The sequence below is a fragment of the Streptomyces sp. NPDC088354 genome, from assembly GCF_044753585.1.
Classification (GTDB): domain Bacteria; phylum Actinomycetota; class Actinomycetes; order Streptomycetales; family Streptomycetaceae; genus Actinacidiphila.
Window position 1 is genome coordinate 56,457 of sequence record NZ_JBIVNJ010000019.1, and the last position, 26,436, is coordinate 82,892.

General features: G+C 73.1%; 25 protein-coding genes and 1 tRNA gene. 8 read left to right on the forward strand and 18 right to left on the reverse strand.

Annotation, left to right across the window (positions count from 1 at the left end):
* Positions 1 to 29: 29 nt before the first annotated feature.
* Positions 30 to 2,960: a flippase-like domain-containing protein gene (locus ACIP98_RS25300; protein ID WP_401978054.1), complete on the forward strand. Its 2,931-nt coding sequence runs from the start codon at positions 30 to 32 to the stop codon at positions 2,958 to 2,960.
* Between the two features lie 50 nt (positions 2,961 to 3,010).
* A complete protein-coding gene (locus tag ACIP98_RS25305; RefSeq protein WP_401978056.1) occupies positions 3,011 to 3,610 on the forward strand; it encodes an NIPSNAP family protein in 600 nt (199 codons plus the stop codon).
* A 72-nt stretch (positions 3,611 to 3,682) separates the two neighbouring features.
* On the opposite strand, the gene ACIP98_RS25310 is transcribed toward ACIP98_RS25305, so the two are convergent.
* Entirely contained in the window at positions 3,683 to 4,738 is a 1,056-nt protein-coding gene (locus tag ACIP98_RS25310; protein WP_401978058.1) for an ATP-dependent DNA ligase, read from the reverse strand.
* 75 nt (positions 4,739 to 4,813) lie between these two features.
* Here ACIP98_RS25310 and ligD point away from each other — a divergent pair, with 75 nt between their 5' ends.
* The 5 genes from ligD to ACIP98_RS25335 all read left to right on the forward strand — a co-directional run bounded on the left by ligD (position 4,814) and on the right by ACIP98_RS25335 (position 8,429).
* A complete protein-coding gene (gene ligD, locus ACIP98_RS25315) occupies positions 4,814 to 5,854 on the forward strand; it encodes a non-homologous end-joining DNA ligase (protein WP_401978059.1) in 1,041 nt (346 codons plus the stop codon).
* Positions 5,855 to 5,904: 50 nt separating this feature from the next.
* Positions 5,905 to 6,084 (forward strand): hypothetical protein, encoded by a 180-nt coding sequence (locus ACIP98_RS25320; RefSeq protein ID WP_319665141.1) that lies wholly within the window; start codon positions 5,905 to 5,907, stop codon positions 6,082 to 6,084.
* Entirely contained in the window at positions 6,081 to 7,142 is a 1,062-nt protein-coding gene (locus ACIP98_RS25325) for a phosphotransferase family protein (protein ID WP_401978061.1), read from the forward strand. Before ACIP98_RS25320 ends, ACIP98_RS25325 begins: the two co-directional genes overlap by 4 nt.
* 226 nt (positions 7,143 to 7,368) lie before the next feature.
* The gene (locus ACIP98_RS25330) at positions 7,369 to 7,851 is read left to right on the forward strand and encodes a hypothetical protein (RefSeq protein WP_401978062.1); all 483 of its coding nucleotides are present in this window, start codon (positions 7,369 to 7,371) and stop codon (positions 7,849 to 7,851) included.
* A gap of 113 nt (positions 7,852 to 7,964) precedes the next feature.
* Complete coding sequence (locus ACIP98_RS25335) at positions 7,965 to 8,429, forward strand: hypothetical protein (RefSeq protein WP_319665091.1); 465 nt, start codon at positions 7,965 to 7,967, stop codon at positions 8,427 to 8,429.
* Between the two features lie 47 nt (positions 8,430 to 8,476).
* On the opposite strand, the gene ACIP98_RS25340 is transcribed toward ACIP98_RS25335, so the two are convergent.
* Positions 8,477 to 9,004 carry a DUF6584 family protein gene (locus ACIP98_RS25340; RefSeq protein WP_401978064.1) on the reverse strand — a complete coding sequence of 176 codons (528 nt, stop codon included), beginning with the start codon at positions 9,002 to 9,004 and terminating at the stop codon, positions 8,477 to 8,479.
* 673 nt (positions 9,005 to 9,677) lie between these two features.
* Between ACIP98_RS25340 and ACIP98_RS25345 the strand changes: the two genes are divergently transcribed.
* Positions 9,678 to 9,920: a hypothetical protein gene (locus ACIP98_RS25345; protein ID WP_401978066.1), complete on the forward strand. Its 243-nt coding sequence runs from the start codon at positions 9,678 to 9,680 to the stop codon at positions 9,918 to 9,920.
* 61 nt (positions 9,921 to 9,981) lie between these two features.
* Here ACIP98_RS25345 and ACIP98_RS25350 read toward each other — a convergent pair whose 3' ends face one another.
* The 16 genes from ACIP98_RS25350 to ACIP98_RS25425 form a co-directional block, all read right to left on the reverse strand.
* Positions 9,982 to 10,335, reverse strand: a complete 354-nt coding sequence (locus ACIP98_RS25350) for a hypothetical protein (protein WP_319665097.1) — start codon at positions 10,333 to 10,335, stop codon at positions 9,982 to 9,984.
* A 256-nt stretch (positions 10,336 to 10,591) separates the two neighbouring features.
* Positions 10,592 to 10,669: transfer RNA gene (locus ACIP98_RS25355), tRNA-OTHER, on the reverse strand.
* Entirely contained in the window at positions 10,643 to 11,017 is a 375-nt protein-coding gene (locus ACIP98_RS25360) for a hypothetical protein (RefSeq protein WP_401978068.1), read from the reverse strand. The genes ACIP98_RS25355 and ACIP98_RS25360 overlap by 27 nt, the downstream gene beginning before the upstream one ends.
* Positions 11,018 to 11,465: 448 nt before the next feature.
* Complete coding sequence (gene moeZ, locus ACIP98_RS25365) at positions 11,466 to 12,644, reverse strand: adenylyltransferase/sulfurtransferase MoeZ (RefSeq protein WP_401978070.1); 1,179 nt, start codon at positions 12,642 to 12,644, stop codon at positions 11,466 to 11,468.
* Positions 12,645 to 12,750: 106 nt separating this feature from the next.
* Entirely contained in the window at positions 12,751 to 13,512 is a 762-nt protein-coding gene (locus ACIP98_RS25370) for a spherulation-specific family 4 protein (RefSeq protein ID WP_319665101.1), read from the reverse strand.
* Positions 13,500 to 14,414: an NAD-dependent epimerase/dehydratase family protein gene (locus ACIP98_RS25375; RefSeq protein ID WP_319665103.1), complete on the reverse strand. Its 915-nt coding sequence runs from the start codon at positions 14,412 to 14,414 to the stop codon at positions 13,500 to 13,502. Before ACIP98_RS25375 ends, ACIP98_RS25370 begins: the two co-directional genes overlap by 13 nt.
* A 52-nt stretch (positions 14,415 to 14,466) precedes the next feature.
* Positions 14,467 to 15,618, reverse strand: a complete 1,152-nt coding sequence (locus ACIP98_RS25380) for a hypothetical protein (protein ID WP_401978071.1) — start codon at positions 15,616 to 15,618, stop codon at positions 14,467 to 14,469.
* Positions 15,615 to 17,276 (reverse strand): GT4 family glycosyltransferase PelF, encoded by a 1,662-nt coding sequence (gene pelF / locus ACIP98_RS25385; protein WP_319665106.1) that lies wholly within the window; start codon positions 17,274 to 17,276, stop codon positions 15,615 to 15,617. Before pelF ends, ACIP98_RS25380 begins: the two co-directional genes overlap by 4 nt.
* Before the next feature lie 125 nt (positions 17,277 to 17,401).
* A complete protein-coding gene (locus tag ACIP98_RS25390; RefSeq protein WP_401978073.1) occupies positions 17,402 to 18,277 on the reverse strand; it encodes an alpha/beta hydrolase in 876 nt (291 codons plus the stop codon).
* A 73-nt stretch (positions 18,278 to 18,350) separates the two neighbouring features.
* Positions 18,351 to 19,949 (reverse strand): dipeptide ABC transporter ATP-binding protein, encoded by a 1,599-nt coding sequence (locus ACIP98_RS25395; RefSeq protein WP_401978075.1) that lies wholly within the window; start codon positions 19,947 to 19,949, stop codon positions 18,351 to 18,353.
* Positions 19,946 to 20,935, reverse strand: coding sequence for an ABC transporter permease (locus tag ACIP98_RS25400; protein ID WP_401978122.1), 990 nt, complete (start codon positions 20,933 to 20,935; stop codon positions 19,946 to 19,948). The genes ACIP98_RS25395 and ACIP98_RS25400 overlap by 4 nt, the downstream gene beginning before the upstream one ends.
* Positions 20,936 to 20,940: 5 nt before the next feature.
* Entirely contained in the window at positions 20,941 to 21,933 is a 993-nt protein-coding gene (locus ACIP98_RS25405) for an ABC transporter permease (RefSeq protein WP_401978076.1), read from the reverse strand.
* On the reverse strand, positions 21,930 to 23,648 hold the full coding sequence (locus ACIP98_RS25410; RefSeq protein WP_319665109.1) for an ABC transporter substrate-binding protein: 1,719 nt from the start codon (positions 23,646 to 23,648) through the stop codon (positions 21,930 to 21,932). Before ACIP98_RS25410 ends, ACIP98_RS25405 begins: the two co-directional genes overlap by 4 nt.
* Before the next feature lie 157 nt (positions 23,649 to 23,805).
* Entirely contained in the window at positions 23,806 to 23,925 is a 120-nt protein-coding gene (locus ACIP98_RS25415; RefSeq protein ID WP_401978078.1) for an Ms4533A family Cys-rich leader peptide, read from the reverse strand.
* A gap of 40 nt (positions 23,926 to 23,965) precedes the next feature.
* A complete protein-coding gene (locus tag ACIP98_RS25420) occupies positions 23,966 to 25,333 on the reverse strand; it encodes a DUF3152 domain-containing protein (protein ID WP_401978080.1) in 1,368 nt (455 codons plus the stop codon).
* Between the two features lie 4 nt (positions 25,334 to 25,337).
* Positions 25,338 to 26,312: an alpha/beta hydrolase gene (locus ACIP98_RS25425; protein WP_319665114.1), complete on the reverse strand. Its 975-nt coding sequence runs from the start codon at positions 26,310 to 26,312 to the stop codon at positions 25,338 to 25,340.
* Positions 26,313 to 26,436 lie beyond the last annotated feature (124 nt).

A 26,436-nucleotide genomic window follows, 5' to 3' on the forward strand; every position in this document is an offset into this window, starting at 1 on the left:
CGCCTCTGACCAGCGAAAACACCGCCCCGGTGACACCGGCGACCACCGAGGTCGCGGCCGTCGTACCGCGCGTGGCGGCCACCGCGGGTACCGCCGGTACTCCGGCCGACGCGCGGACGACCGAACCGGTCGCCGTCGCGGCCGACGCCCCGCACGACCGGGACCGGCACGAGGAGACGCCCTCAACGGGCCCTGCCCAGCCCGCAGGTGACGGACCGGCCCGCCCCCCGGAGCCGTCCGGAACCGGCAGCGCGCGGGGCGGGACACCGAAGGCCACCGGGAACGAGGCGAAGGTCACATCCTCCGCGGGCCCCACCGGCCCCGGAGACGCCGGAGACGCCGGAGACAGCACCCCCGCGGACGCGGACGACGGCGCCGGCACCGCCGACGACGAGAGCTGCCCGCACACCGACCCGGTGGCCAGGGACGAACCCCTGCTGCCCGCGCGCGTGCACCGGCCCGTCGACCTCATGAGCTTCCTGTTCGGCGTTCTCGGCATCGCGCTGGTGCTGGGCATCGCCGGCTTCGCCCACGCGACGACCTCCGGCGTGGAGCAGGACATCGCCCAGGGCGCCACGCACGCGCCCGAGCCGCTGATCACTGTCGCCGGACTGCTGGCGACCGTGGCGGTGCTCATCGTGCCCGTCGCGTTCGCCGTGGAGCGGCTGATCAAGCGGGACGGGCTGCGCATCGCGGACGGCGTGCTGGCGGCCGTCCTGGCGCACGGCGTGTCCCTCGCCACCGATCTGTGGGTCTCGGACGCGGCACCGGCCGCGATCCGGGACGCGCTGACCCGGGACGCGCCCGGCGGCGGTCTGACCGACCCCGTCCACGGCTACCTCGCGCCGGTCATCGCGTACATGACCGCCGTCGGGATGGCGCGCCGCCCCCGGTGGCGGGTGGCGCTGTGGTCGGTGCTCTTCCTGGACTCCTTCGCCGTGCTCATGGGCGGCTACACCACACCGTTCTCGATCTTCGTCACCGTGCTGATCGGCTGGACGGTGGCCTACGGCACGCTCTACGGCGTCGGCTCGCCCAATGTGCGTCCGACCGGCCAGAACCTGCTGGCGGGCCTGCGCCGGGTCGGCTTCGCGCCGCTGACGGCGGTCCGGGCGGAGGACGAGTTCCCGGACTCCCCGGAGTCCGAGCGGGGCCGCCGCTACCTGGTGACGCTGGAGGACGGCCCGCTGCTGGACGTCACGGTCGTGGACCGCGAGCAGCAGGCGCACGGGTTCTTCTACCGCATGTGGCGCCGGCTCCAGCTGCGCGGCATCACCCAGCGCCGCAGCCTGCAGTCGCTGCGCCAGGCGCTGGAGCAGGAGGCGCTGCTCGCCTACGCCGCCATCGCCGCCGGTGCGAACGCCCCCCGGCTGATCGCCACCTCCGAGCTCGGCCCGGACGCGGTGATGCTGGTCTACGAGCACATGGGCGGCCGCTCGCTGGACGTGCTGTCCGACCGGGAGATCACCGACGAACTCCTGCACGGCGCCTGGGAGCAGGTGAAGGCGCTGCAGTCGCGGCGCATCGCGCACCGCAGGCTGGTCGGCGAGTCGCTGCAGGTGGATCGTTCCGGCACGGTCTTCGTGACCGACCTGCGCGGCGGGGAGATCGCGGCCGGCGACATCGTGCTCCGCATGGACGTCGCGCAACTGCTCACCACCTTGGCGCTGCGCGTCGGCCCCGGGCGCTCGGTGGCCTCCGCCGTGGCCGTCCTGGGCCCGGACGCGGTCGCGAACTCGCTGCCCCTGCTGCAGCCCATCGCGCTCAGCCGCACCACCCGCGCCACGCTCAAGCAGCTCGCCCGGGAGCGGGCGCAGCGCGAGCGGGAGGCCGTGCTCGCGGCCTCCAAGGCGCGGCGGGTGGCCGGCGGGGAGCCCGCGAACGAGGCCAAGGAGACCAAGGCGGCGCGGCGGGCCGAGAAGAAGGCCCTGGAGGACGCGCTGGAGGGGGCCCGTGAGGAGGACCTGCTCACCCGTATCCGCCACCAGGTGCTGCTGATCCGCCCGCAGGCCCCGGTGGAGCCGGTGCGGCTGGAGCGGGTGCGGCCGCGCACCTTGGTGAGCATCATCGCCGGCGCCTTCGCCGCGTACTTCCTGCTCTCCCAGATCAGCAGCATCGACCCGGCGACCCTGCTGGCCGAGGCGAACTGGGGCTGGATCATCGTCGCGGTGCTCGCCTCCGCGGCGAGCTACGTCGCGGCGGCCATGGCGCTGTCCGGCTTCGTGCCGGAGAAGCTGTCGTTCCTGCGGACGACGCTGGCCCAGATCGCGGGCTCCTTCGTGAAGCTGGTCGCCCCCGCCGCCATCGGCGGCGTGGCGCTCAACACCCGGTACCTCCAGAAGTCCGGGGTGCGCCCGGGCCTGGCGGTGGCGAGCGTCGGCGCCTCGCAGTTGGTGGGCCTCGGCTCGCACATCACCCTGCTGATGGTCTTCGGCTACATGACCGGCACCGAGAAGACGCCGTCCTTGTCGCCGTCCCGGACGGTGATGGCCGGCGTGCTGACCGTCGGCGTGCTCTTCCTGATCGTCACCGCGGTCCCGTCCCTGCGGCGCTTCGCGTCGACGCGCATCAGGGCGCTGTTCGCCGGCGTGGTGCCGCGCATGCTGGACGTGCTCCAGCAGCCGCTGAAGCTCACGACGGGCATCGGCGGCACCCTGCTGCTGACGCTCTTCTTCGTGCTGTGCCTGGACGCCAGCGTCCGCACCTTCCACGGCGAGGTGAACTTCGCGGCGGTCGCCGTGATCTTCCTGGCCGGCAACGCGCTCGGGTCTGCCGCGCCGACCCCCGGCGGTCTCGGGGCGGTCGAGGGCGCGCTGATCGCGGGCCTGACGACCATCGGGCGGCTGGACTCGGCGACGGCGACCTCGGCCGTCCTGCTGTTCCGCGTGCTGACCTTCTGGCTGCCGGTGCTGCCCGGCTGGCTGGCGTTCACCCAGCTCACCAGACGGCAGGCGTTGTGAATCCGGCCCACTGACAGCAGATGTCAGTGGGCCGCCCCTACCGTCCCGCCATGGACACCTCGCAGATCGTCGAACTGCGCCAGTACACGCTGCACCCGGGCGGGCTCGGCATCCTCGTCCCGCTCTTCGAGCGGGAGTTCGTCACCGGCCAGGAGGCCGCCGGCATTCGCGTCGGCGGCCGTTTCCGCGACCTGGACGAACCGGACCGCTTCGTATGGATGCGCGCCTTCCCGGACATGGCGGCCAGGACCCGCTCCCTGCGGGCGTTCTACGACGGCCCGGTCTGGCTGGCGCACCGCGCCGAGGCCAACGCCACCATGATCGACTCGGACGACGTCCTGCTGCTGCGCGGCCCCGGCTACCGTGTGCCGGACGACGCGGGGCTGGTGGTCGCGACGATCTGCCATCCCGCGGATCCGGCCCGCTTCACGGCCCCGCCGTCCGCCCGCGCGGTGCACCGCACCGAGCACGCGATGAACGGCTTCCCCGCGCTGCCGGTGCGGACCGGCGAGGACGTCGTCGTGTGGTTCTCCGCCCACCCCGACGCCGACGCCCACCGGGCGGCCCGGCGGCCCGCGGGGAGCGGCGGCGGCCTGCTGCGCCCGCCCCGGGAACTGCGGCTGGTACCGGTGCGCGGTCCGCTGGGCTGACCGCCCCGTGGCCGCGCCCCGGCCCGGCGGCACACGGGCACCGCGTCCGAACCACCGCCCGCGCGCCGATCCTCACCGGCCGAGGATGTCGGTCAGGTCGTAGCCGACCGGTTCCTCCAGCTGCGCGTACGTGCAGTCGGCCGGGTCGCGGTCCGGACGCCAGCGGCGGAACGGGGCGGTGTGCCGGAAGCGGTCGCCCTGCATGTGGTCGTACGCGACCTCCAGGACGCGTTCGGGGCGCAGCGGGACCCAGGAGAGGTCCTTGCCGGCGCTCCAGCGGCTCTGGGCGCCGGGCATCCGGCCGCCGGGAGCGGCGTCCGCCCATTCGGCCCACGGATGCCCCTCGACGCCCTCCATGCGCAGCGGCTCCAGCTCCGCCACCAGTTCCTCGCGGCGGCGCATCGGGAAGGACGCGCTGACGCCGACGTGCTGGAGCCGGCCCGCGGCGTCGTAGAGGCCGAGCAGCAGGGAGCCGACGACGGGGCCGGTCTTGTGCCAGCGGAAGCCGGCCAGGACGCAATCCGCGGTGCGCTCGTGCTTGACCTTGATCATCACGCGCTCGTCCGGCCGGTAGCCGACGTCCGGCGGCTTGGCGACGACCCCGTCCAGGCCGGCGCCCTCGAACTGCTCGAACCACTGCCGGGCCAGGTCGATGTCGGTCGTGGCGGGCGCCACGTGGACCGGCGGCCGGACCGGGCCGAGCGCGTCCACCAGCGCCTGGCGGCGCCAGCTCTGCGGGTCCGCCATCAGGGAGCGGTCGCCGAGCGCGAGCAGGTCGAAGGCGACGAGGGAGGCCGGGGTGCGCCCGGCGAGCTGCCGCACCCGGGAGTCGGCGGGGTGGATGCGCTCCAGCAGCGCGTCGAAGTCCAGCCGGCCGTCCCGGGCGATGACGATCTCGCCGTCCACGACGCAGCGCGGCGGCAGCTCGGCACGGACCGCCTCGACGACCTCGGGGAAGTAGCGGGTCAGGGGCTTGCCGGTACGGCTGCCGATCTCCACGTCGCCGCCGTCGCGGAAGACGATGGCGCGGAAGCCGTCCCACTTCCCCTCGTAGAGCATGCCGGGCGGGATCGCGGGAGCCGACTTGGCGAGCATCGGCTTCACGGGCGGCATCACCGGGAGGTCCATGCCGCGATTGTCCGCCCGACAGGCGGGGCACGCCCGTCGGGCCTACCGTGTGCGCATGGGAGAGGCGGTGGCGGCATGGGCGAGGCTGTCGAGCTGACCGTCGGCGAGCGGACGGTCCGGCTCTCGAACCCGGGCAAGGTGTACTTCCCCGAGTCCGGATTCACCAAGCTGGACGTGGCCCGCTACTACCTCACCGTCGGTGACGGCATCTTGCGCGCGCTGCGCGACCGGCCGACGACGATGGAGCGCTACCCCGACGGGATCGGCGGCGAGTCGTTCTTCCAGAAGCGCGCCCCCAAGAACACCCCGGACTGGATCCCCACCGGCCGCATCCGCTTCCCCTCCGGCCGGTACGCGGACGAGATCTGCCCCACCGAGGTCGCCGGTGTCGTGTGGGCCGCCAACCTGGGCTGCCTCACCTTCCACCCCTGGCCGGTCCGCCGCGGGGACCTCGACCACCCCGACGAGCTGCGCATCGACCTCGACCCGCAGCCCGGCACGGACTTCGCCGACGCGGTCCGGGTGGCCCGCGAGCTGCGCGGGCTGCTGGAGGAACTGGGTCTGCGCGGCTGGCCCAAGACCTCCGGCGGGCGCGGGGTGCACGTCTTCGTGCCGATCGTGCCGGAGTGGACGTTCACCGGCGTGCGGCGGGCGGCCATCGCCATCGCGCGGGAGATGGAGCGGCGGATGCCGGAGCAGGTGACCAGCGCGTGGTGGAAGGAGGAGCGCGGCGAGAAGATCTTCGTCGACTACAACCAGACCGCCCGCGACCGCACCATCGCCTCCGCCTACTCCGTCCGGCCCCGGCCGGGCGCCCCGGTCTCCGCGCCGCTGCGCTGGGACGAGCTGCCCGATGCCCACCCCGGCGACTTCGACCTGGCCAGCATGCCGGTGCGGTACGCCGAGGAGGGCGACGTCCACGCGGACATGGAGGGGCAGGCCTTCCGGCTGGACGCCGTGCTGGAACTGGCCGAGCGCGACGAACGCGACCACGGCCTCGGGGACCTGCCGTACCCGCCGGACCACCCGAAGATGCCGGGCGAGCCGCTGCGCGTGCAGCCGAGCCGGGCCCGCCACAAGCCGGCCGACGCCGCGTCCGACGCACCCGAGGCCTGACGCCCTCTTCCCGGCACAGGGGGCACTGACGCATCATCAGGTAGCTGCTCGTGCACGCCCGCGGGCGGACGACCCGGCCCGACCGGCAGGTCGTGCGTCCGGCCGGGTACGGAGTCACCGATCATGCCGCGCGTTGCGCCGGGGACGGCCGGGTCGGCTGCGGCATCTTTGAGCTCGGCAGCATCGGCCGCCACACCCCCAGCGGTTCCACCGGCAAGGAGGCCCTGTGACCACGGTGCGCACGACCACCCGTGACCCCGAACTGCTGTGCCGCCGACTCGACCTCTGGCTGAACGCCAAGCACCCCGGCGCCCGCTGCCGGAACGTGCGGGTGCCCGTCGCCGTAGGCCCGTCGAGCGAGACCGTCCTGTTCGACCTCGCCGTCCCGCACCCGGCCGGCACCGCCCGGCAGCGGATCCGGCCCTGCGTGCTGCGGCTGGCGGCGGACCCGGAGGCGTCCGCGGTCCTCCCGCCGTCCGACATCGCCGCCGAGTACCGCGCCGTCCAGACCGTCGCCGCGCGCACGCGGGTCCCGGTCCCCGAACTGCTGTGGCTGGAGACCGACCCGGAGCCCCTGGGCGCGCCGTTCTTCGTCATGGAGCGGGTGGCCGGGCGGGTGCCGCCGGACGTCATGCCCTACACCTACGGTTCCAACTGGCTCTTCGACGCCACCGAGGAGGAACGGGCGCGGCTGGAGCGCGCCACGGTGGGCGTGCTCGCCGAGATCCACTCGGTGCCGGCGGAGGGCGGGCTGCGGGAGCACGTCGACGCGCAACGCGCCCGCTACGCCCGGGTCGTCGAGGGGCGGGCCCCCTCCCCCGTGATCGAGCGGGCCTTCGCCCGGCTGGAGGACGTCTGGCCTGCCGATCCCGGTCCCTCCGTGCTGAGCTGGGGCGACGCCCGGGTCGGCGCCATCGTCTACGACGCCGACTTCGCGCCCGTCGCCGTGCTGGACTGGCAGATGAGCGGCGCCGGGCCGCGCGAACTGGACCTGGCCTGGCTGGTGCACCGGCACCGCCACTTCCAGGAGCTGGCGACCGCCTCCGGCTTCCCGGGCATGCCCGTCTTCCTGGACCGCGACCGGGTCGCCGGGATCTACGCGGAACTGACCGGGCACACCCCTCGCGACCCGGACTTCCACACCCTGTACGCGGCTCTGCGGCACGCCGTGGTGATGCTGGACGAGGGCTACCGGCAGGTGCGTTTTGGGGAGCGGGAGATGCCGGACGACCCGGACGACCTCATCCTGCACCGCGGATCGCTGGAGGCCATGGCCGAGGGCTGCTGACGCGGGCGTGCGCCGCGGCGGGACCGGGACCGGGACCGGCAGCCACTCGTCTGCCGCCCCCGCCGGCCGTCGCGGCGCGCGCCCCGGCCCGGCCCGGCTCGTCCTCCTCGGGGCGGACGGCATCATCAGCGACCGCCCGGACGTGATGCGCGCCCGGCGCTGGTGAATAGTGTGACGCGTCCATGAACACGTCCGGGGGGTCCTGGTGAAGCGGCATCCGATGCCGATGGTGATTCTGACGCTCGCTCTGCTGACGGGGTGCGGCGGTGCCGCAAATGGGCCGGACCGCGACGGGGCGGCCGCGCCGGAGGCCCCGCGATCGTCGAAGGCGGTCACGGCCGAGCACGTGAAGTCGGCCCTGGAGGCCCGACTGACTCCGAACGAGGCGCGGTTCGGTTCCGGCACGGGATCGCCCTGCTCGACCTCGTCGGCCCGGATGTTCGCCGCCGAGTGCGGCGACGCCGCGAAGGTCACGGGAGCCGACGCGTCGTTCGCCCTGGAACAGATCGAGGGCCGGCAGGGCTTCGCCACGCTGCGTGCGGTCGCGGTCGAACTCCGCGCCGCTGTGGCCTCCTACCAGCGGCTCGGCTGCGCCGACCACCCGGCCGCGACCGCCACCCGCCACGCCTGCCTCGCCCCCGCGGCCGTCATCGCCCAGGGCTTCCCCGACCTTCGCGACGGCGCCGACCTCGGCCTGCGGGGCGCCTAGGCGAACCGGCAGCGCGCCGGGATTCCGCGGGTGCGGACGGGCTCTGCGGACCTCGCCCGCGGTGGCCTCCCCTGGCCTTGCGGGCCCGCGCCACGACTGCCAAGATCACCGCCATGACCGCCCCGAGAGCTTCCCGGCGCGCCGCCGGTTCGCACAACGCCATCGATCTGCTGCTTTCCCTGACCTTCATCAAGCGCCGTACTCCCGCACGGGACGCCGCCGATCTGCTCCAGGGCCAGACCCTCGAACTGGTGGCTCTCAGCAGGACGCTCGGCCGCGTGGTCCTGTTGGACCTCGGCAAGGGCCGGCAGATCCAGCACCTCAAGATCGGCGCCCTGTTCGTCACCCAGGGGCGGCCGCTGGTGTGGCGGGAGCGCCGCACCAAGCAGGAGACCGTCCTCGACGGCCCGTTCACGCTCACGCGGCTCGACAAGAAGGTGCCGCTCAACGGCAGGCTGGCGTTCTACGAGCTGACCACGGCCGACGGAAGCCACGAGGTCGCGCTGCCGAAGAAGGACGCCCCACTGGTCCTGCTCGCGATCAGCCGGGATTCCCTGGAGACGCCGGCCCCCAGGTGACCCCTGCCGGAGGAGCCGGACCGGCGGCCACGACGAAGCGAGCTGCTTCAGTCGAATAGGGCAACGACTCCATTCACCCAGATCGCAAGGAACGCAGCAGCCCCCACCAGGCAGCCGACGCCGGCCAGCACGCCGCCGACCGTCCACGGCCCGGAAGGCGCCTCGCACTCCTCCTCCAGGCCGTCCCGGTAGGAGGCGGGGTCGTCCCAGTCGACGGGGTGCCCCAGTTCCTTGGCACAGGCGGTCCGCACCGCGACCAGCTGGCCCTCCGCGAAGGCGGTAGCCGCCAACGCCTCGGGGCCGCGCCAAGCGAGTGCCTTCATCCGCCACCCGGGAGACCCGTACCGCGCCTCGAAGGCGGCGGTCTCATCGGCGTTGCGGTCCTCTTCGAGGTACATCCAGCGTCCGGCCTCGGCGGCGTCGCCGTAGAGCCGGTACACCTCGGCCAAACGCCGGCGGAGCGTCAGGTCGTACGGGAAGGACGAAACAAGACCGCGCAAACGCTGGCGCGCGACGGGAACCCGGCCCGCGGCCAGGTCTGCGTCGACACGGGCAAGGGTCTCTCTTCGGGGCATGAACACATGATCCGGTATAGCGCTGATCTGCGGCGATCGGTTTTGTAGTACAGCACCCGCTCACTCTCAACGGCACCGCCTGAACCTCAATGACGAGCCCTAGGCGATCATGAAGCGATCGCGGCGCGGTAAGATTTTCCCTTCTTCATCAAGGCACACGGCGTCACTCACGCTCCGCCGGGCGCGCGGCCCGCGTCCGGCCGCGCCCCCGCTCCTGCCTCCGTCCCGCCCGGCACGGCCGTCCGCCGCCGGGTGCAGCCCTGCGAGAGGACGACTGTGCAGAACCCCCTTGAAGGCAAGCGCCGGAGTTGGGCCAAACGTGCTTTGCTCCTGGCCCTAGTCGTACTTTTCGCGATTGACACCATCGACCGCGCGCGTCACGCAAAGCCGATTGTGGGGATTTCATGGCTGTTGGTTCTGGTCCTGATGGATCTTGGCCGACGCCTCTGGCGCGAATGGCGAGACCAGTAGCCCCAGAGGGCGGGGCCGTCGTCGGGCCGTCCGAGGCCAGCCCTTGCTGACAGACGATGACAACCGACCACGGCGTCGTCGCAGTTCAGCAGCCACGGCCCTGATGCCTGCCCAGGTGGGAGGCACGGCTCATCACTTCCAGAAGAACTGATCAGGGCTACTGGCACCGAGAGCCAAGACGATCACCCGCTATCGTGCCGCCGTGGCTGAAGACTCGGTGACGATCACGCTGACTGGCGACCAGGCCCTCGTACTGTCCGACTGGCTGGAACGTATGAAGGGCTCCGCCGCCTTCGACTCCCTGGTAGGCGACCGGGCCGTTTGGTCGGCCCTACACCGGATCTCGGGCACGCTCGACAAGTCGCTCGTAACGATCTTCGCGCCCGACTACGCCGAGTGTCTCCAGGCGGCTCGACAGCGGATCGGTGGCGCAGACGAAGACTGACGGACGAGCGGTCCGTGCCACACCTCTTCCAAACTGGGGTACCAGGAGCCCAGCGCCGAAGTCAGTCGCCTAGGTCGTCCTCCGGTCCGATCGGGCGAAGGGCCGATTCGTAGTCGCCCGTGACGATCAGGTCATCGATCACCCGAACCATGGATGAGATGCCGGCATGGCTGACGATGAGTTCGTCCCAGCAGTAGAAGTACGTGCCGTCAAGGCACTCGCCCGTGTCCTTCCACCGGTCCATCAGGCGCTGGACCTCGTCGAGGGTGAATATCGTCCCGGACCACCGATTACCGTCGGGGAAGGTCAGCCACATGTCGACGTTGCAGACCTCCTCCAGGTCTTCGCCCGCCCCTGGCACGAAGCAGATCTCGTAGCCTTCGCGCTTCACCCGGTAGAACGGGCCATCCCACATGGCGCCTCCGAGAAGCCTCTGCCGCATCGACTCGTGCGGAAACTAGCGCCACAAGCAATCGCACACCAAGTCCACGCCATCAGCGGCACTCAACCAGTCCGTCGCACCGACCATGCAGGACATCCCAGTCCGTGCCCCTTCCGTGCCCGATCAGACGGGAAACCAGGGGGGAAGCACGGTGCCACTCGCGCACGAAGAAGGGGCGCCCCCGTGTCTTGGGGCACCCCTTCTGTCCAGCGCCTTCGCCGGCCTACTGCGGAGAATGTGGGGATTCGAACCCACGGTGACATCGCTGCCACGACGGTTTTCAAGACCGTGTACGGATCGACGCTCCCAAAGCGTCGAGTGCACCCACAGCGGCGTGGATATGAGCCGGGCCGCGACGCAACCGTTCTCCCGCGCACCACCAGGACAGTCGCTCTTCTGTGTCCTCCCTTGGATGCATGCCCAGGCCATGCTCGGGGCACAGAGGCCACGCCTTCCGCAGAAGCTCCATGACGGTCTCCTGCGCGGCATCGGCGACGCTCGCCAGTGCAGAGGCAAGGCTGTCCTGTGAGTTCGGGTCCAAGTGGTTGCCGTGCCACTCGCCGTTGGCCATGGCGACGTAGACATTCTCCGGCTCATCCGCGTCGCAGGACGGAAGGGCCAGCAGCTGCAGGGGTTCCAGCTGGGGAAGCGTCACCGCCAGGTCCCGGTTCAGAAGGGCGAGAGCCTGGTCCCACACTGGGTACTCGCCCGGCGAGACGCGGCGAGGCTCAGGGGGGACGAAAAGAGCACACATGAGCACCATCCTCCGCCACGTCAGGGACAACCCCAATGGCTCAACAGCGTCGCCCCCCTGCAAGGACCGCGTGCGGGGGCTGACATCAGCGGCTGACATCAACGACGCTGGACGGGTGCGTACACCCGCACCTCTGCCCGGCCGTCGCACCAATCGACGAAAGCCGCCGCAGCAGGCCCGGATCGAACTCCTGAAGCGGGTGTCGCCTGCGAGTCGAGCACCGCCTCTGGGCCGTCGCAGGGCCGTGGCAGGTAAACCAGCGCTGACCAGCGTTGACAACCGGTGAGGGCGGTCAACGCTGGTCAGCGGGCAATTCGTGTCTTGAGCCCCGGTTCAGCGAAGTGGCGGCTCAGTAGACGGGCTTCTCCGGCTCGATCGTGTTGACCCAGCCGATGACGCCGCCGCCGACGTGGACCGCGTCGGCGAAGCCCGCGGACTTCAGGACGGCGAGGACCTCGGCGGAGCGGACGCCGGTCTTGCAGTGCAGGACGATCTTCTTGTCCTGGGGGAGGTCCTGGAGGGCGTTGCCCATCAGGAACTCGTTCTTGGGGATCAGACGGGCGCCGGGGATGGAGACGATCTCGTACTCGTTCGGCTCGCGGACGTCGATGATGTCGATGTTCTCGCCGTCGTCGATCCACTCCTTGAGCTGCTTGGGAGTGATCGTCGACCCCATGGCGGCGGCCTGCGCCTCCTCGGAGACGACGCCGCAGAAGGCCTCGTAGTCGATGAGCTCGGTGACGGTCGGGTTCTCACCGCAGACCGCGCACTCGGGGTCCTTGCGGACCTTGACCTGACGGTAGTTCATCTCCAGGGCGTCGTAGATCATCAGCCGGCCGACCAGGGGCTCGCCGGTGCCGGTGAGAACCTTGATCGCCTCGGTGACCTGGATGGAGCCGATGGACGCGCACAGCACGCCGAGGACGCCGCCCTCGGCGCAGGAGGGGACCATGCCCGGCGGCGGGGGCTCCGGGTACAGGCAGCGGTAGCAGGGGCCGTGCTCGGACCAGAAGACCGAGGCCTGGCCGTCGAAGCGGTAGATGGAACCCCAGACGTACGGCTTGTTCAGCAGCACGCAGGCGTCGTTGACCAGGTAGCGGGTCGCGAAGTTGTCCGTGCCGTCGACGATCAGGTCGTACTGGCTGAAGATCTCCATCACGTTGTCGGCCTCGAGCCGCTCCTCGTGAAGGACCACGTTGACGTACGGGTTGATGCCCTTGACGCTGTCGCGGGCGGACTCCGCCTTGGAACGGCCGATGTCGGCCTGGCTGTGGATGATCTGGCGCTGCAGGTTGGACTCGTCGACCTCGTCGAACTCCACGATGCCGAGCGTGCCGACACCTGCGGCGGCGAGGTACATCAGGGCCGGCGAACCGAGCCCGCCGGCGCCGACGCAGAGCACCTTGGCGTTCTTCAGCCGCTTCTGCCCGTCCATCCCGACGTCGGGGATGATCAGGTGGCGGGAGTACCTGCGGACCTCGTCGACGGTGAGCTCGGCGGCCGGCTCGACCAGGGGTGGCAGCGACACGGGGACTCCGTTTGTCGATCGATCACTACGGGTGGTTCTACCCGTAACACTGCCACGCCCGTCTTCATTCCAAGACCGCCGTCCCGAGGGTCGAGACACCCACCGGTCACATGCTGGGCGGCGGCTGGCTCTGCAGCATCCGCGACGCCTCGGCCCAGTACCCGGGCAGCCCCTCCCAGGCCGCGTGGTCGGTGCGGTCGGTGAAGTAGACGGTGGCGGCGCCCTGCCAGCGGGCGATGCGCATGGCGTTCTCCAGGTGCGGGGCCGGCACCCCGTGCACGAGGTGGCAGAAGCGCTCGGGCGGATGGGCCGCGGTCCACTCGGGCGCCTCGGACCAGCGGTACTGCGTCCAGGGACCGGCGAACGTCACCAATTGGTCGGCGATCTCGGCGTAGCCCTCGAAGGGGTGGCTGCCGTGACCGAGGACGACATGACCGCGGCTGCCGCCCTCGACCGCGAGCAGGGCGCGCAGCGTGGTGATCAGCCGCCGGCAGTCCTGCAGCTCGGCGGGCGTGGTCGGGGCCCGGTCGACGTAGAAGCCCTCGACCCGGTACCAGTCCAGGAAGCGGTGGGCGTCGGCGACGAGCTGCCCGAACGGGCGCGCCCCGTGCCGGGCGTCCAGGTAGCCGAGGACCGGCACGGCCGCGTCCCGCAGCCGTACGGCCGCCTCGGTGTAGAGGGGGTCCACGCGGGCGCCGGGGCCACGGGAGACGTTGACGACCACCCAGTGCAGCGGCGCCTCGGGGCGGGCCAGTTCGGCCCACTCCGTGGGGGCGACCAGCGGGTGCGCGTACGCGGGGACACCGAAGCCGAGCCCGTCGCAGCGACCGATCGGCCGGCGTGTTCCGGCCGAGGTCAGACCCGACATGCCGCCTCCATCCAGACGTCGGCGAGTGACTCCTCCAGCGCGATCCTGGGCCGCCAGCCCAGCCGGTCGCGCGCGGTGCGGACGTCGGCCTGCTGCCAGGCCCCGCAGCCGTCGGGGTAGTGCGGCGGGCCGCCGCCGGCGATCTGCGGCTCCTCCACCTCGTGCAGCGCCCCGGTGTAGCCCGCGGCGGCCGCCAGGCCCGCCGCGACCTCCCGCAGCGCGATCGCCCGGCCGGTGCCGATGTTCACCGTGCCCTGCGCGGCGGACAGCGAGGCGGCGTGCACGGCGCGCGCCACGTCGCGGACGTCCACGAAGTCGCGCTGCACGCCCAGGCCGGTGAGCTTGAGCTCGCCGTCGCCGGACTGCATCGCCCGGCGCAGTGCCTCCGCGAGGCGGCCGATGGGCGAGGCGGCCGGCGTGCCGGGGCCGACGGGGGTGAACACCCGCAGCACCACCGCGTCCAGGCCGGACCCCAGCACCAGTTCCGACGCGGCGAGCTTGCTGACCCCGTACGGGCCGCCCGGCCGCGGCACCGCGTCCTCGGCGGTGGAACTGCCGGCGGGCGAGGGCCCGTACTCCGCCGCGCACCCGACCTGCACCAGCCGCGCCGAGGTGGCGCTGCGGCGCATGGCCTCGCAGACCGTCGCCACCGCGATCGTGTTGTGCCGGGTCAGTTCGCGCGCGCCGCCCCGGATCGCCCCCGCGCAGTTGACGACGACGCCGGGGTGCACCGCGTCCATGAACCGGGCGAGCGCCCCCGGACTCCCCGACGACAGGTCGAACCTGACGTCCGCGTCGTCGCTGCGGCCCAGCGCGGTGAGCTGCACGGCGGGGTCGGCCAGCAGCCGTTCCGCCACATGACGGCCGACGAATCCGTCGGCCCCGAGCAGGAGGACTCTCATCGCGCGCGCCTCCGCGGGGCCTGCACTGGGTTCGGGGGTCGGTGGTTCATCGTCAGTTGCTCCTTGACTGCTTCTTCGTGCCTCGCGGGGCGGGGCGGGTCATCGCGGGTACCGCCGCGAAGGTGTGGGCCGAGGCCCGGGACAGCGCGGACAGCGCGTAGGCCACCAGCACCGGGGCCGCCGCCGCGCACGCGACGGCGGCGACCGAGCCGGGGTCGAGCGACAGCCGGCCGAGCAGGACCGCGGCCAGGCAGACCGCCTCGGTGGCGCTGGCCAGGCCGGTGCCGACCGCCCCGGCGTCGGGGTAGCCGTGGATCGCCAGCAGGCGGCCGGTGAACAGCAGCAGCGCCAGCGCCGCGGGCCCCACGAGGGCGGCCGGGGTGAAGGCGGCGCCGACGACGGCGCGCGCTGCGCAGAGCAGGGCCGTGACCGCGACCAGGTAGAGCGCCAGGGTGCCGAGGAGCAGCGGGCGCACGGCGGCCCCGAACTCCTCCAGGCTGCGGCTGCGCAGCAGATGGCCGCGGGCGCGTACGGCGAAGCGGTGCGCGCACCAGGCGGCCGGCGCGAGCGACAGCGCCAGCGCGGTGGTCACGGCCCCGGCGGCCGGCTGCCGGACACCCTCGGCGAAGGCGGCGAAGCCCAGCAGCCAGCAGGCCCACAGGGTGCCGCCGGCGCCGTTGCCGTAGGGGGCCCGCAGCGGGCCGGTGCGCAGCGCGGCGAAGAGCGCGGCCAGCAGCAGCGGCCCGGCGACGGCGGCGACCGCGAGCGAGTGCACGGCCTGCAGCGCCCAGGTGGCGGCCGCGCACACCAGGCCGGGGGCGAGGGTCAGCAGCACCGGGGGCCGCGTGGGCGCCTCGGCAGCCGGTTCCGGCACGCCGGCCCGGGGCACGCGGGCGTACAGCTCCTCGGCGAGGCTGAACACGTCACGGTGCCGGAAGGAACCCGCGACCCGGTCGGTGACGCCCTGCGCCTCCAGTCCGGCGACGATCTCCAGCGGGTCCACCGCCTCGGCGCACAGGCGCTGGTGACGGTGCATCAGTTCGCGGACGGGGTCGGCGGGGCCGTGCTTGCGCGGGGCGCCGCCCTTGCGGCCGGCCGGCTCGGCGGGGGCGGGGGGCGGCGGGTCCCCCCAGGGCTCACCGGCCACCGGGGCCGCGAGAGCCGCGGATTCGCCGTGCCACCGCTCCTGCGACGGGCGGCTCATGCGCGGTCCTGCCTCTCGGTGCCGGCAAGCGCGGGCTCACGCCGGGCGCGCGCCCAAGTGGGGGCGGCCGTCCAGCGGCCGGGGACGTGTGCCTCGGCGGGCCGGCCGAAGGGCACGGGCGCGCCGTCCTCGTCCCGCAGCGGCCCGTTGCGGCCGGGGGCGTGGGCGACGAGGTCGAGGTAGATCTCCCGGAAGGCGGCGAGGTTCTGCTCGACGGTGAAGAGTTCCAGGGCCCGTTCGCGGGCCGCCGCGCCCAGCCGCCGGCACCGTTCCGGATCGCGCAGCAGGGCGACGCACGCCTCGGCGAGCGCGCGCGGGTTGCGGGGCGGGACGACCAGGCCGGTGCCGCCGATGACCTCGCGGACGGCGCCGACGTCCGTCGAGACCGTGGCCCGGCCGCAGAACATGGCCTCGACGAGGGAGAGCGGGAAGCCCTCCACGATGCTGGAGAGCACCACCACGTCGCCCGCCGCGTACGCCTCCGCCAGGCCCGGCGCGCCGGGCGCGCCCAGTTCCTCGAAGGTCACCGGGCTCTCGCCGACCGTCACCGCGTCGGCGGCCTCGTCGGGGAAGAGCTGGGCGGCCAGCGCGCGGCAGTGGTGCAGATAGCCGGGGTCGGCGGCGCCGCCCTGGACGATGCGCAGCCGGGCGCCGGGTTCCTGCCGGCGGACCTCGCCGAAGGCGTGCAGCAGGGCGATCAGGTCCTTGCCGGGCTCGATCCGGCCGACCCACACCAGGGCGGGGTCGCAGCCGCCGGTCTCCACGGGCCCGGGCACGGTCCCCTGGTAGCCGGGGTGGACGGTGCGCAACCGCTCGCGGTCGGCCCCGCAGTGCTCCTGCCAGCGGCGGGCGTGGGCGTTGCCGGGGGTGACGAGGGCGGCCTTGCCGTAGGCCTCGCCGGCCAGGCGGCGGTGGAAGGCGGCGAGCAGGGCGCGCACGGGGGCGGGCAGGCCGGCGGCGCGGTGGGCGAGCAGCGTCTCGCGCAGGCGGACGCCGTACTCGGTGATCAGCAGGGGGGTCCCGAAGAACCGTTTGGCCAGGAGGCCGGGCAGCAGCGCGGTCCCACCGGTCACCGCGTGGGCGAGGTCGGCGGTGGCCAGGGCGTCGCCGAACTCGTCGTACCAGGGGGCCGTCAGCGGGCGCAGCGCGCGCTCCAGCTGGTCGGCGACGGCCATCAGGTCGCCCACGCCCGCGTCGGCCACCAGCGGGCGCGCGCCGGGCGCGCGGCAGGCGTCCTCCAGGACGTGCAGGGCGAGTTCCGACCGGAGCAGCGCGGGGACGCCGCCGTCCTCACGGGCGAGGTCGGCCAGTCCGTAGAGCGCGGAGGCGAAACGGTCCGCCACGCCGTTGGCGCCGACGTCGCCGGCGAGCGTCCCGACCAGGTCGCGGTAGTGCTCCAGCACCAGGGAGCGGCGCCGGCGCGCCTTCGTCCCGGCCGCCGCCGGACGGGGCACCGGGCCCCACAGCGGCAGGGTGCGCACCGCGGTCACCTGCGCCGGCAGCTCCAGCAGCCCGGCGGCGTCGGCCCGTTCGCTGCGGCCGAGCGAGTACACCGCGAACTCGTGTGCGTCGAGCCCGCGCACGAGCCGGTCGACCCAGGCACTCCCCTCGCCCCGCGCATACGGGTAACCACCCTCCGCGAGTAATGCGATACGCACGTCTGCCCCCTCTCGGCACCGGTTCTTTTCGGGCGCGATGACCGTATGCCGGTGAAGTGGGGGCATGACGGACGGTTGTCCGCCGTGCCACCGAAAGGGGTGAAGAGACGTAACTTCCGCGAGTGTCAGGCGTTCTTAGCGAGTAGGCGTTCGCCGACGAAGCGGAGTGCGTCGGGCGCGACCCGGCGCCAGTAGCCCTCGTCGTGCGCGCCGTGGTCGAAGGCCGCGACCGCCGGGTGCACGGCGTCCGCGAATTCCAGCGCGGCGTCGTGGAACGGGTCCTCGCGGCCGCACCACAGGCCGATGCCGGCGGGCTGCACCCGCAACTGCGCGGTGTGGAGCAGCGGTTCGTCCGCCGTCCAGTCCGTCTGTCCCTGGAACACCCCGACCGCACGCGCGTCGGTCCAGGTGCGGAACAGCGCCGGGCTCAGCAGCGCCACCGCGTCGACGGCACGGGAGCGGGCGTAGCGCAGCGCGCCGAAACCGCCCATGGATATGCCGAGCACGGCGCGCGGAGCGCTCCCGCCGAGCCATCCGGGCAGCTCCCGCAGCAGCATGCGCTGGGGGTCCGAGCCGCCCGAGGCCTGCCAGTACGACGCCTCGCCCCCGTCGACGGCGACCAGGCGGCACGGCGGGACGCCGTCGCGGACCGCCTGAGTCAGGAACCGGGCCATCCCCAGCTCCACGAGGCCGTACGCCGACGAGCCCCGGCCGTGCAGCATCAGGCACACCGGCAGCCGGTCCGCCTGCTCGGCGGGGACGCCGTGCGGGTCGATCGTGACCAGCTCCGGGCGGGAGCGGGTGGCCCGCGAGGTCACCCGGCGGCGGGTGATCCGCCCCTCCGGCACGTCGGGGACGACCCCGTCCGGGCCCGTCCAGCCCAGCCGCCGCCGGAACGCGGCGCTCTCGGGCACGATGTCCGAGGCCACCCCCGCCACGCCCCCGCCCAGCGCGGCCGCGGTCGCGACCGCGCCCCCCACCATGAACGCCCGCCGCCGCACCTGTGTGCTCCCCTCGCCCCCGGCCCGCGCACATCGCGCGGGCCGCGCCCATCCTGCCCCAGGGGCAGGACGGTCACGCCAGGCGGACCCGGTCCGCGCGACGCGCCGCCGCGACGGCGGGGTCCAGGACCGGTACGGCGGCCAGCAGGCCCCGGGTGTAGGGGTGTTCGGGGGCGTCGTAGATCCGGTCGGCGGGCCCGTGCTCCACGATGCGGCCCGCGCGCATGACGGCCACGCGGTCGCTGACCTGCCGGACGACGGCGAGGTCGTGGGCGATGAAGACCAGCGCGATACCGAGTTCGCGCTGCAACTCCCCCAGCAGGGCCACGACCTGGGCCTGTGTGGTGACGTCCAGGGCCGAGACCGGCTCGTCGCAGACGATGAGCCGGGGCCCGGGCGCCAGCGCCCGGGCGATGCCGACCCGCTGCCGCTGCCCGCCGCTGAACTCGTGCGGGTAGCGGTGGTACCAGGCCGGGTCGAGCCCGACCCGTTCCAGCAGTTCCCGCACCCGAGCCAACACGGCCGTGTCGTCGAGGACCCCGGCCGTGCGCAGCGGGTCGGCGATGGACTCGCCGATGCTGCGCCGCGGGTTGAGCGAGGAGACCGGGTCCTGGAAGACCATCTGCAGCCCGGTCCTGCCGCCCTCGTGCCGGATGCCGCCGGCTGTGGGCTCCAGCAGGCCGACGAGCATCCGCCCGAGGGTGGTCTTGCCGCTGCCGGACTCGCCGACGACGCCGAGGGTCTCGCCGGCGCGCACCGTCAAGGAGACGTCGTCGACGGCCGCGAACCGGGCGCCGCGCCGGCCGAACTCCTTGCGCAGGCCGGTGGCCTCCAGCAGGACCTGGCCGCTGTCCGCGGGCGCGGACGGCGTCCTGGCCTTCTCCACCCGCGGCACCGCCGCCACCAGGTCGCGGGTGTAGGCCTGTTCCGGCGCGCCGAGCACGTCGGCGACCGTGCCGCGCTCCACGGCGCGGCCGTCCTTCATCACCAGGACCTGGTCGACGCTGCCCGCCACCACCCCGAGGTCGTGCGTGACCAGCAGCAGTCCCATGCCGGTCTCGCGGCGCAGTTCGTGCAGGAGGTCGAGGATCTGCGCCTGCACGGTGACGTCGAGGGCGGTCGTCGGCTCGTCGGCGATCAGCAGCCGGGGCTCGCAGGCCAGCGCCATGGCGATGAGCGCACGCTGCCGCATGCCGCCGCTGAACTCGTGCGGCCGTGAGCGCGCGCGGCGCGGCGCGTCGGGGATGCCCACCCGGTCCAGCACCTCGACGGCCCGCTGCCGGGCGGCGCGGCGCGAGGCCTTGGGGTGGTGGACGCGGTAGACCTCGGCGATCTGGTCGCCGACCGCGAAATAGGGGTCCAGCGAGGACAGCGGGTCCTGGAAGACCATCGCGGCCAGTCCGCCGCGCAGCCGCCGCAACTCGCGCTCCTGCGCGGCCTGCACGTCGACGCCGGCGACCCGCACCGAGCCGCCGATCTCCGCGCCGGTGCCGCGGTGCAGCCCGAGCAGGGCGTAGGCGGTGGCGCTCTTGCCGCTGCCGGACTCGCCGACGACGCCGAGCGCGCCGCCCGGCTCCAGGGTGAAGGAGAGCCCGTCCACGGCGCGGACCGTGCCGGACCCGGTCGGGAAGTCGATCGTGAGGTCCGCGACCTCGATCAGCGGTGACGTCATGCCAGCACCACCCGTCGGTCGGCCACCGCGTACAGCACGTCCGCGAGGGCGTTGGCGAGTACCACGAAGAAGCCGGTGACCAGCACGAGGCCGACCACCACCGGCAGGTCCTCGGTGCTCACCGAGTCCACCAGGCTCTTGCCGAGCCCCGGGATGCCGAAGAGCGACTCGGTGAGCACCGCGCCGCCGAACATCGTCCCCAGGTCGAGCGCGGACAGCGCGATGACCGACGGCAGGGCGCCGCGCAGCGCGTGCCGCCCGATGACGGAACGCTCGCGGACGCCGTAGGCGCGCAGCGTGCGCACATGGTCCTCTGCGAGCGTCTCCAGCATGGAACTGCGGGTCAGCCGTGCGTACTTGGCGCTCTCCAGGATGGCCAGGGAGAGCCAGGGCAGCAGCAGGTTCCACGCCCACTGCTCGGGGTCCTCGGTGAGCGGGACGTACGAAGGGAAGGGCAGCCAGCCCAGCACCGAGACGAACAGCAGCATCAGCAGGATGCCGATGATGAAGACGGGCACCGCGTTGCCGGCCAGGGTCAGCGTGGTCAGCAGCCGCTCGCTGAGCCCGCCGTGGCGCAGGGCCGACAGCAGCCCGCTGCCCACGCCGATGACCAGCCACAGCACCATCGCGCCCAGGGAGAGCGAGGCGGTGGCGGGCAGGCGCTCGGCGAGCAGGGAGGTGACCTGCTCACCGCTCTGGTAGGAGAAGCCGAGGCACGGGGCGCCGCAGTGCTCGGTCCCGACGCCGGTGCTGACGTCCGTGCCGGCGACCAGGCCGTGCAGGAAGTGCAGGTACTGCGCATAGGCCGGGGAGTCGAGGCCGAGTTGGGTGCGTACCTGGTCGACCTGGTCGGCGCTGCACTTGGGCCCGCAGGCCAGCCGCGCCGGGTCGCCTGGCAGGAGGTAGAAGAGCGCGTAGACCACGACGCTCAGGACGAGGAGGACCACCAGCGCCGCGAGCAGCCGCTGCAGCGCGAACCGGGTCATGGCCATCAGGAGCCCGCCTTCTTCCGCCGCCGCGCCAGCACGCGGATCCGGCTGGCCGCCCGCGGGTCGAGGGCGGTGCGGACCCCGTCGCCGAGCGCGGTGAACGCCAGCACGGTGACGAAGATCAGCCCGGCAGGCAGCAGCACGTACGTGGGATCGGCCTGGTACCAGGTGGTGGCCGAGGACAGCATCTGCCCCCAGGAGGGCGTGGGCGGCTTCACACCGATGCCGAGGAAGGACAGCCCCGCCTCGGAGGCGATGTTGCCCGGCACCAGGAGCGCGGTGTACGTCACCACGGGCGCGGCCAGCGACGGCAGCAGCTCGCGGCGGGCGACGCGCCAGCGGCCGGCCCCGCCGAGCCGGGCGGCGGCCACGTAGTCCAGGGACTTCAGGGTCAGGGTCTGGGCGCGGACGATGCGGGAGGTGCCGCCCCAGCCGAGCAGGCCGAGGACGAGGATCAGCAGCACCGGGCGCGGGAACCCGGCGGGGACGATCGCCAGCAGCGCGATCGAGAAGACCAGGGTGGGCAGCGCCAGCATCACGTCGGTGGTCCGGCTGAGCAGGCCGTCCAGCACGCGGTTGCCGAGGCCGGCGGCCAGGCCGACGGCGACGCCGATGACCACCTGCACCACGGTGGCGCCGACGCCGATGCCGAGCGAGATCCGGGCGCCGTGGACGAGCCGGGCGAACAGGTCGCGGCCGGTCCCGGGTTCGACACCGAGCCAGTGGTGGGCGCTCACGCCGCCGAAGGAGCCGAGCGGGACCCCGCCGAGGGCGGAGTCGACGGCCGAGGCGTGGTAGGCGTCCGGGTCCTGCCCCTCCAGGGCGGTGAGCAGCGGGGCCGCGAGGGCCACCAGGACCAGCAGGGCGATCACGGCGACGCCGGCGAGGGCCGCGCGCTGGGCGCGCAGCCGTCGCCAGACCTGCCGGGCGCCCGGCGCGGCCCCGGAGTTGTCCGAGGCCGCGCCGGGCGCCACCAGTACGTCGGTGGTGGTCACTTGACCGCGACCTGCGCCACGTCGAGGACACCGGTCCAGTCGCTGATGACGACGTTCTTGACGTCCTTGCCGTACAGGCGCTTGTAGACGGGGTGCACCAGCGGCACGGTCAGCGCCTGCTCACCGATCTTCTTGTCCAGCGCGCCCCAGCGGGTGGCGGCGGCCTGGAGGTCGGTGAGCTTGTTGATCTCGTCGATCTCCTTGTTCACGGCCGGGTCGTCCAGCTGGGCGTTGTTGAAGTTGTAGCCGTCCTTGACGATCTGCCGGCCGTCGAAGATCGGGGCCAGGAAGGGGCCGCCGGACGGCCAGTCGGCACCCCAGCCGGTGAGGAAGAAGCCCGGCTCGGTCTTCACGCCGTGGATCTTCTCGCTGTAGGCGCTGGACTCCAGGCCGTCGAGCTCGACGGTGATGCCGGCCTTCTTCAGCGCGTCCTGCAGGGCGGTGGCGACCTCGGGGCCCTGCTCGTCACCGGTGCTGGAGTCGTGGGAGAGGGTGACGGTCAGGCCCTTGGGGTAGCCGGCCTCCTTCAGCAGCTCCTTCGCCTTGGCGGCGTTGCCGTTCGCCCCCGCGGGGAACAGGTCGTACGGGGTGTAGCCGAAGGACTTCTGCGCCGGCAGGAAGGTGGTCGCGGGCTCGGCGAGGGAGGAGCCGCCCAGGGCGTTGACGACGGTGGTGCGGTCGGTCGCGTAGGCGATGGCCTGGCGCACCTTCGGGTTGTCGAAGGGCTTCACCTTCGGGTTGAAGGCGATGTAGTCGGTGTAGCCGAAGTGGCCCGTGCCCACCCGGCTCGCCAGCTCCTTGTCACCGGTGATCTTCGCGAGCTCGGCGGCGGTGAGGTTGGTGTCGGTGGTGACGGCGGCCGCGTCCTTGCCGGCGCCGGAGGACAGCCGCTGGTTGATCACGGCGGCGGCCAGGCCGGACTGGATGTCGATCGTGTCCGGGTAGGCCTTGCGCTCCTCGTCGGTCTTCGGGTCCCAGTGGGTGTTGCGCTCCAGGACCAGGTGCTGCCCGTCGTTCTGGTTCGTCACGACCTTGTAGGGGCCGGAGGAGAACGGGTGGTTCTCGTACTTGGTGCCGGTGTCCTTGGCCTGCGGCACCGGGGCGAAGGAGGTCTGGGTCGCCAGGAACGGGAAGTCGCCCTCGGGCTTGTTCAGGTGGAAGACGATGGTCTTCGCGTCCGGGGTCTCGATGGAGGCCAGGCCGCCCTTGTCCTTGTACGGGCCCTGGTAGTCCTTGCCGCCGATCAGCCAGTCCCGCAGGTACGGGGCGCCGCCGGACAGCTCGGCGGCGAAGGACCGCTCGATGCCGTACTTGATGTCGGCGGTGGTGATGGGCGAGCCGTCCTCGTACTTCAGGCCGTCCTTGAGGTGGTACGTCCAGACGGTGGCGTCCGCGTTCGGCGTGCCGTTGTCCGTGGCCAGGTCCGGGACGACCTTGGCACCCGGAGCGCCGCTCTCGCGGTTGCGGGTGGTCAGGGTGCGGAAGACCAGGCCGGGTATGTTGCCGCCGCCGGAGGTGTAGAGCCGGGCGGGGTCGAAGTCCTCCTGGGCCGACTGGTTGAGGACGTAGAGCGTGCCGCCCTTGGCGGGCTTGCTGCCGCCGCCGGCCGCCTTGGCCCCGTTCTCCTCCGGGCCGCAGGCGGCGGCGCCACCGGTGATCGCCAGGACGACGGCGGCCGCGGCGAGGCGGCGGGGTGTGACGGACAACTTGGACATCGAAAAGACCTTTCGCGGCTGCGAGGCAAGAGGGCGGGGCAAAGAGAGACCCGCAGGCAGCGGCGAACGGTCCCGTCGGAGGAACCGGTGAAAAGCGTGCGTCAAGCACCGCGCCCACGGGCGGATGGCTCCGGGGCGGTGAAGGGGGGATTCCCGTTTACGCGCCCGGCACCATGGAAGGGCGACACGAGATGTCGGCCACGCTCTGCCCGGCCACGCCGATGAGCGCCAGCTCGATGCTGGCGTCGGCGTGTGTGGCGGGGCGGTGCTGCGGCATGCCGAAAACATTGAACGATGAATCGCCCGATGTCAAAAATCTATCCACGGGGGTAGGGCCAGGCGTTCGGTTTGCAGGTCAGCCCGTCGATGGTCAGGAACTTCGTCTGCTGCATCATCACCGGGGCGAGAGCCCCGTTCTTCGGGCACAGCACGTGGTTGTAGCCGAGCCGGTGCCCCACCTCGTGGTTGATCAGCATCTGGCGGTAGGCGTGCATCCTCGCCGGGCCGTACGTCGGGGACCCCTGCGCCCACCGGAAGGCGTTGATCATGGTGCGCGGAGTGGACGCCGCGTCACATGACACGTTGTCAACTGTCGTGTCCAGGCCGGATTCCGCGCACACCTTCGCCGTGGTTCCGGGACTCGCCAGGGTAATGACGATGTCGGCGTGCCCGGTTGACACGCGCTCGAAGCTGCGGGCGCCGTCGTGCGCCCAACTCCGCTTGTCGTTCAGCGTCGTGAAGACCGCGTCGGCGAAGAGCCGGCCGTCCAGCGGCAGGCCCTTCTCGACGTCGACCCGCACGCGCAGCCGCTTGCCCCCGCCGGGCGCGTTCTGGTGGCCGCCGACGGTCTGGAAGGCGCCGCTCAGGTGCAGGTCCTTGTCGAGCGGGTACTGCCGGGCCATCGCCTGGTCGTAGGTGAGCGGCGCGGCGGCCACCGAGGGTGGGGTCGAGGGGGTCGCCCGGTCCTGGGAGCGGGACGCGGAGTCCTCCGCCGCCCGGGACGCGTCGGCGGTGCCGGCCGCGGCCTGACGCTTCCCGTCGTGGCCTCCGTACAGCTGCCCGGCCACCACGACGGCCAGGACGGTGACCACCGCGGCTGCGGCCGTTCCGGTGAACGCGCGCGCCTTGGAGCCCTTCTTCGGCGCGTCCTCGGCATCGCCGGCGTCCTCGGCATCGCCGGCGTCGGCGGCCTCGTCCGGCGGCGCGGCGGCGTCGAAGGCGGCGACGAAGTCCTTCCGCGGGCCGGGTATTCGCCGACCGGGCGGCGGCGGGGCCGTGCGCTGGCGCGGCAGCAGCCCGGACGGCCGGCCGCCGGTATCGGCAGGGTCGTCGGCGGCGTCGGAGTCCCGCAGGTCCTCCGGCGCCAGCGCGGAGTCCGCGAGGTCCGCGGGCCGCGCGCCCCGCGGGGTGCGCGGCGGGACCCAGGAACCGGTCCGGCCCCAGGCGGAGTGCTCGCGGTGCTCCGGGTGCCCGTGCCCGGAGCCCTCCTGGCGGTCCCGGGCGGTGTCACCGGGCCGGAAGCCGTCCCAGCCGCCGGGGGCCGGGGTGCCCGGCCCGGCCGGACGCGGCGGGACCGTGGTGGCCGGTCCGCGCCTGCGGCGGCCGTTGCCCGAGCCGCCGGATATGCCGCCGGAAGTGTCGTCGCGGCGGCCGTCGCGGCCGCCCGGTGCGCTGTGCCTGCCCATGCCGTCAGTGATCCGTCCGCGCGTCCGTGTCCGTGGCGTCCAGCAGCTCGCGGAAGGCCCGCGAGACCGCGTCCGGGTGTTCCATCATCGCGACGTGCCCGCTGTCGGGGAGCAGCAGCAGCCTCGCGTCCCGGAAGGTACGCGCGGCACGGTACGCCATCCGGGGGGCGACGAGCCTGTCCCGGCCTCCGTACACCAGCAGCGTCGGCGCCAGCACACGCTCGGCCTGCCGCCACAGATTGTGCTGCCCGCCCAGCGTGTAGGCGTCGACGATGCCGCGCGCGGAGCGCGTCAGAGCGTCCCAGAAGTAGGGGAGGGCCAGCCGCCGCTCGTACTCCTCGGCGTGCTCGGCGAAGGCCTCCTCGGTCACCTTGCCCGGGTCGCCGTAGCAGAGTGCGAGCAGCTGGCGGGTGCGCCGGTCCACCGTCCAGCCCCGGGTCGCCCGGGTGAAGAGCGCGGCCACCCCCGGCACCCCGAGGATGCCGGTCGGCCAGGCGCTGCGCTGCGGCGGCACCTCGGGCAGGGCGGGCGAGATCAGGGTGAGGGTACGGACCAGGTCGGGCCGGGCCGCGGCCACCTTGGTGGCCACCGCGCCGCCCAGGGAGTTGCCGAAGAGGTGCACCGGACCGCGCCCGGAGGCCTCCATGAGGCGCACGACCGCGCGCGCGTGCCCCCCGATCGAGTAGTTGCCGTCGTCGGGCGGCGGCGAGTAGCCGAATCCGGGCAGGTCGAGCGCCTCACCGCGGACCCGGTCGGACAGCACGCCCATCAGCAGGGACCAGTTCAGGGAGGAACCGCCCAGGCCGTGCACGAAGAGCGCGGGGGCCAGCCCCTCGTCCTCGTCCGCACGCGAGCGGACGGTCAGCGTCAGGCCGGGCAGGGACACCACGCGCACGCTCTCGCCGTCCCCGGCCCCCGGCCCCGAAGGCGGCAGAGGCACGGCGGCGAGTGCGGCTTCTGGGGACTCCGTCGAGGACATGGGGCAATGTTACGAGACGATCACGCGTACGCTTGTGTGTTCGCCCTCACACGCGCCGCCCGGATTTTTTCGCCCCTCCCGTCACTCTGCGGGCGCCGATGACGTCTCCTACCCTCGCAAGAGG

Excerpts from the sequence above, each read along its gene's own strand:
- ACIP98_RS25305 (WP_401978056.1), top strand. The coding sequence starts at position 3,011 with ATGGACACCTCGCAGATCGTCGAACTGCGCCAGTACACGCTGCACCCG.
- ACIP98_RS25310 (WP_401978058.1), bottom strand. The coding sequence starts at position 4,738 with ATGGACCTCCCGGTGATGCCGCCCGTGAAGCCGATGCTCGCCAAGTCG.
- ligD (WP_401978059.1), top strand. The coding sequence starts at position 4,814 with ATGGGCGAGGCTGTCGAGCTGACCGTCGGCGAGCGGACGGTCCGGCTC.
- ACIP98_RS25330 (WP_401978062.1), top strand. The coding sequence starts at position 7,369 with ATGGTGATTCTGACGCTCGCTCTGCTGACGGGGTGCGGCGGTGCCGCA.
- ACIP98_RS25335 (WP_319665091.1), top strand. The coding sequence starts at position 7,965 with ATGACCGCCCCGAGAGCTTCCCGGCGCGCCGCCGGTTCGCACAACGCC.
- ACIP98_RS25340 (WP_401978064.1), bottom strand. The coding sequence starts at position 9,004 with ATGCCCCGAAGAGAGACCCTTGCCCGTGTCGACGCAGACCTGGCCGCG.
- ACIP98_RS25350 (WP_319665097.1), bottom strand. The coding sequence starts at position 10,335 with ATGTGGGATGGCCCGTTCTACCGGGTGAAGCGCGAAGGCTACGAGATC.
- ACIP98_RS25370 (WP_319665101.1), bottom strand. The coding sequence starts at position 13,512 with ATGTCGGGTCTGACCTCGGCCGGAACACGCCGGCCGATCGGTCGCTGC.
- ACIP98_RS25375 (WP_319665103.1), bottom strand. The coding sequence starts at position 14,414 with ATGAGAGTCCTCCTGCTCGGGGCCGACGGATTCGTCGGCCGTCATGTG.
- ACIP98_RS25380 (WP_401978071.1), bottom strand. The coding sequence starts at position 15,618 with ATGAGCCGCCCGTCGCAGGAGCGGTGGCACGGCGAATCCGCGGCTCTC.
- ACIP98_RS25395 (WP_401978075.1), bottom strand. The coding sequence starts at position 19,949 with ATGACGTCACCGCTGATCGAGGTCGCGGACCTCACGATCGACTTCCCG.
- ACIP98_RS25400 (WP_401978122.1), bottom strand. The coding sequence starts at position 20,935 with ATGACCCGGTTCGCGCTGCAGCGGCTGCTCGCGGCGCTGGTGGTCCTC.
- ACIP98_RS25410 (WP_319665109.1), bottom strand. The coding sequence starts at position 23,648 with ATGTCCAAGTTGTCCGTCACACCCCGCCGCCTCGCCGCGGCCGCCGTC.
- ACIP98_RS25415 (WP_401978078.1), bottom strand. The coding sequence starts at position 23,925 with ATGCCGCAGCACCGCCCCGCCACACACGCCGACGCCAGCATCGAGCTG.
- ACIP98_RS25420 (WP_401978080.1), bottom strand. The coding sequence starts at position 25,333 with ATGGGCAGGCACAGCGCACCGGGCGGCCGCGACGGCCGCCGCGACGAC.
- ACIP98_RS25425 (WP_319665114.1), bottom strand. The coding sequence starts at position 26,312 with ATGTCCTCGACGGAGTCCCCAGAAGCCGCACTCGCCGCCGTGCCTCTG.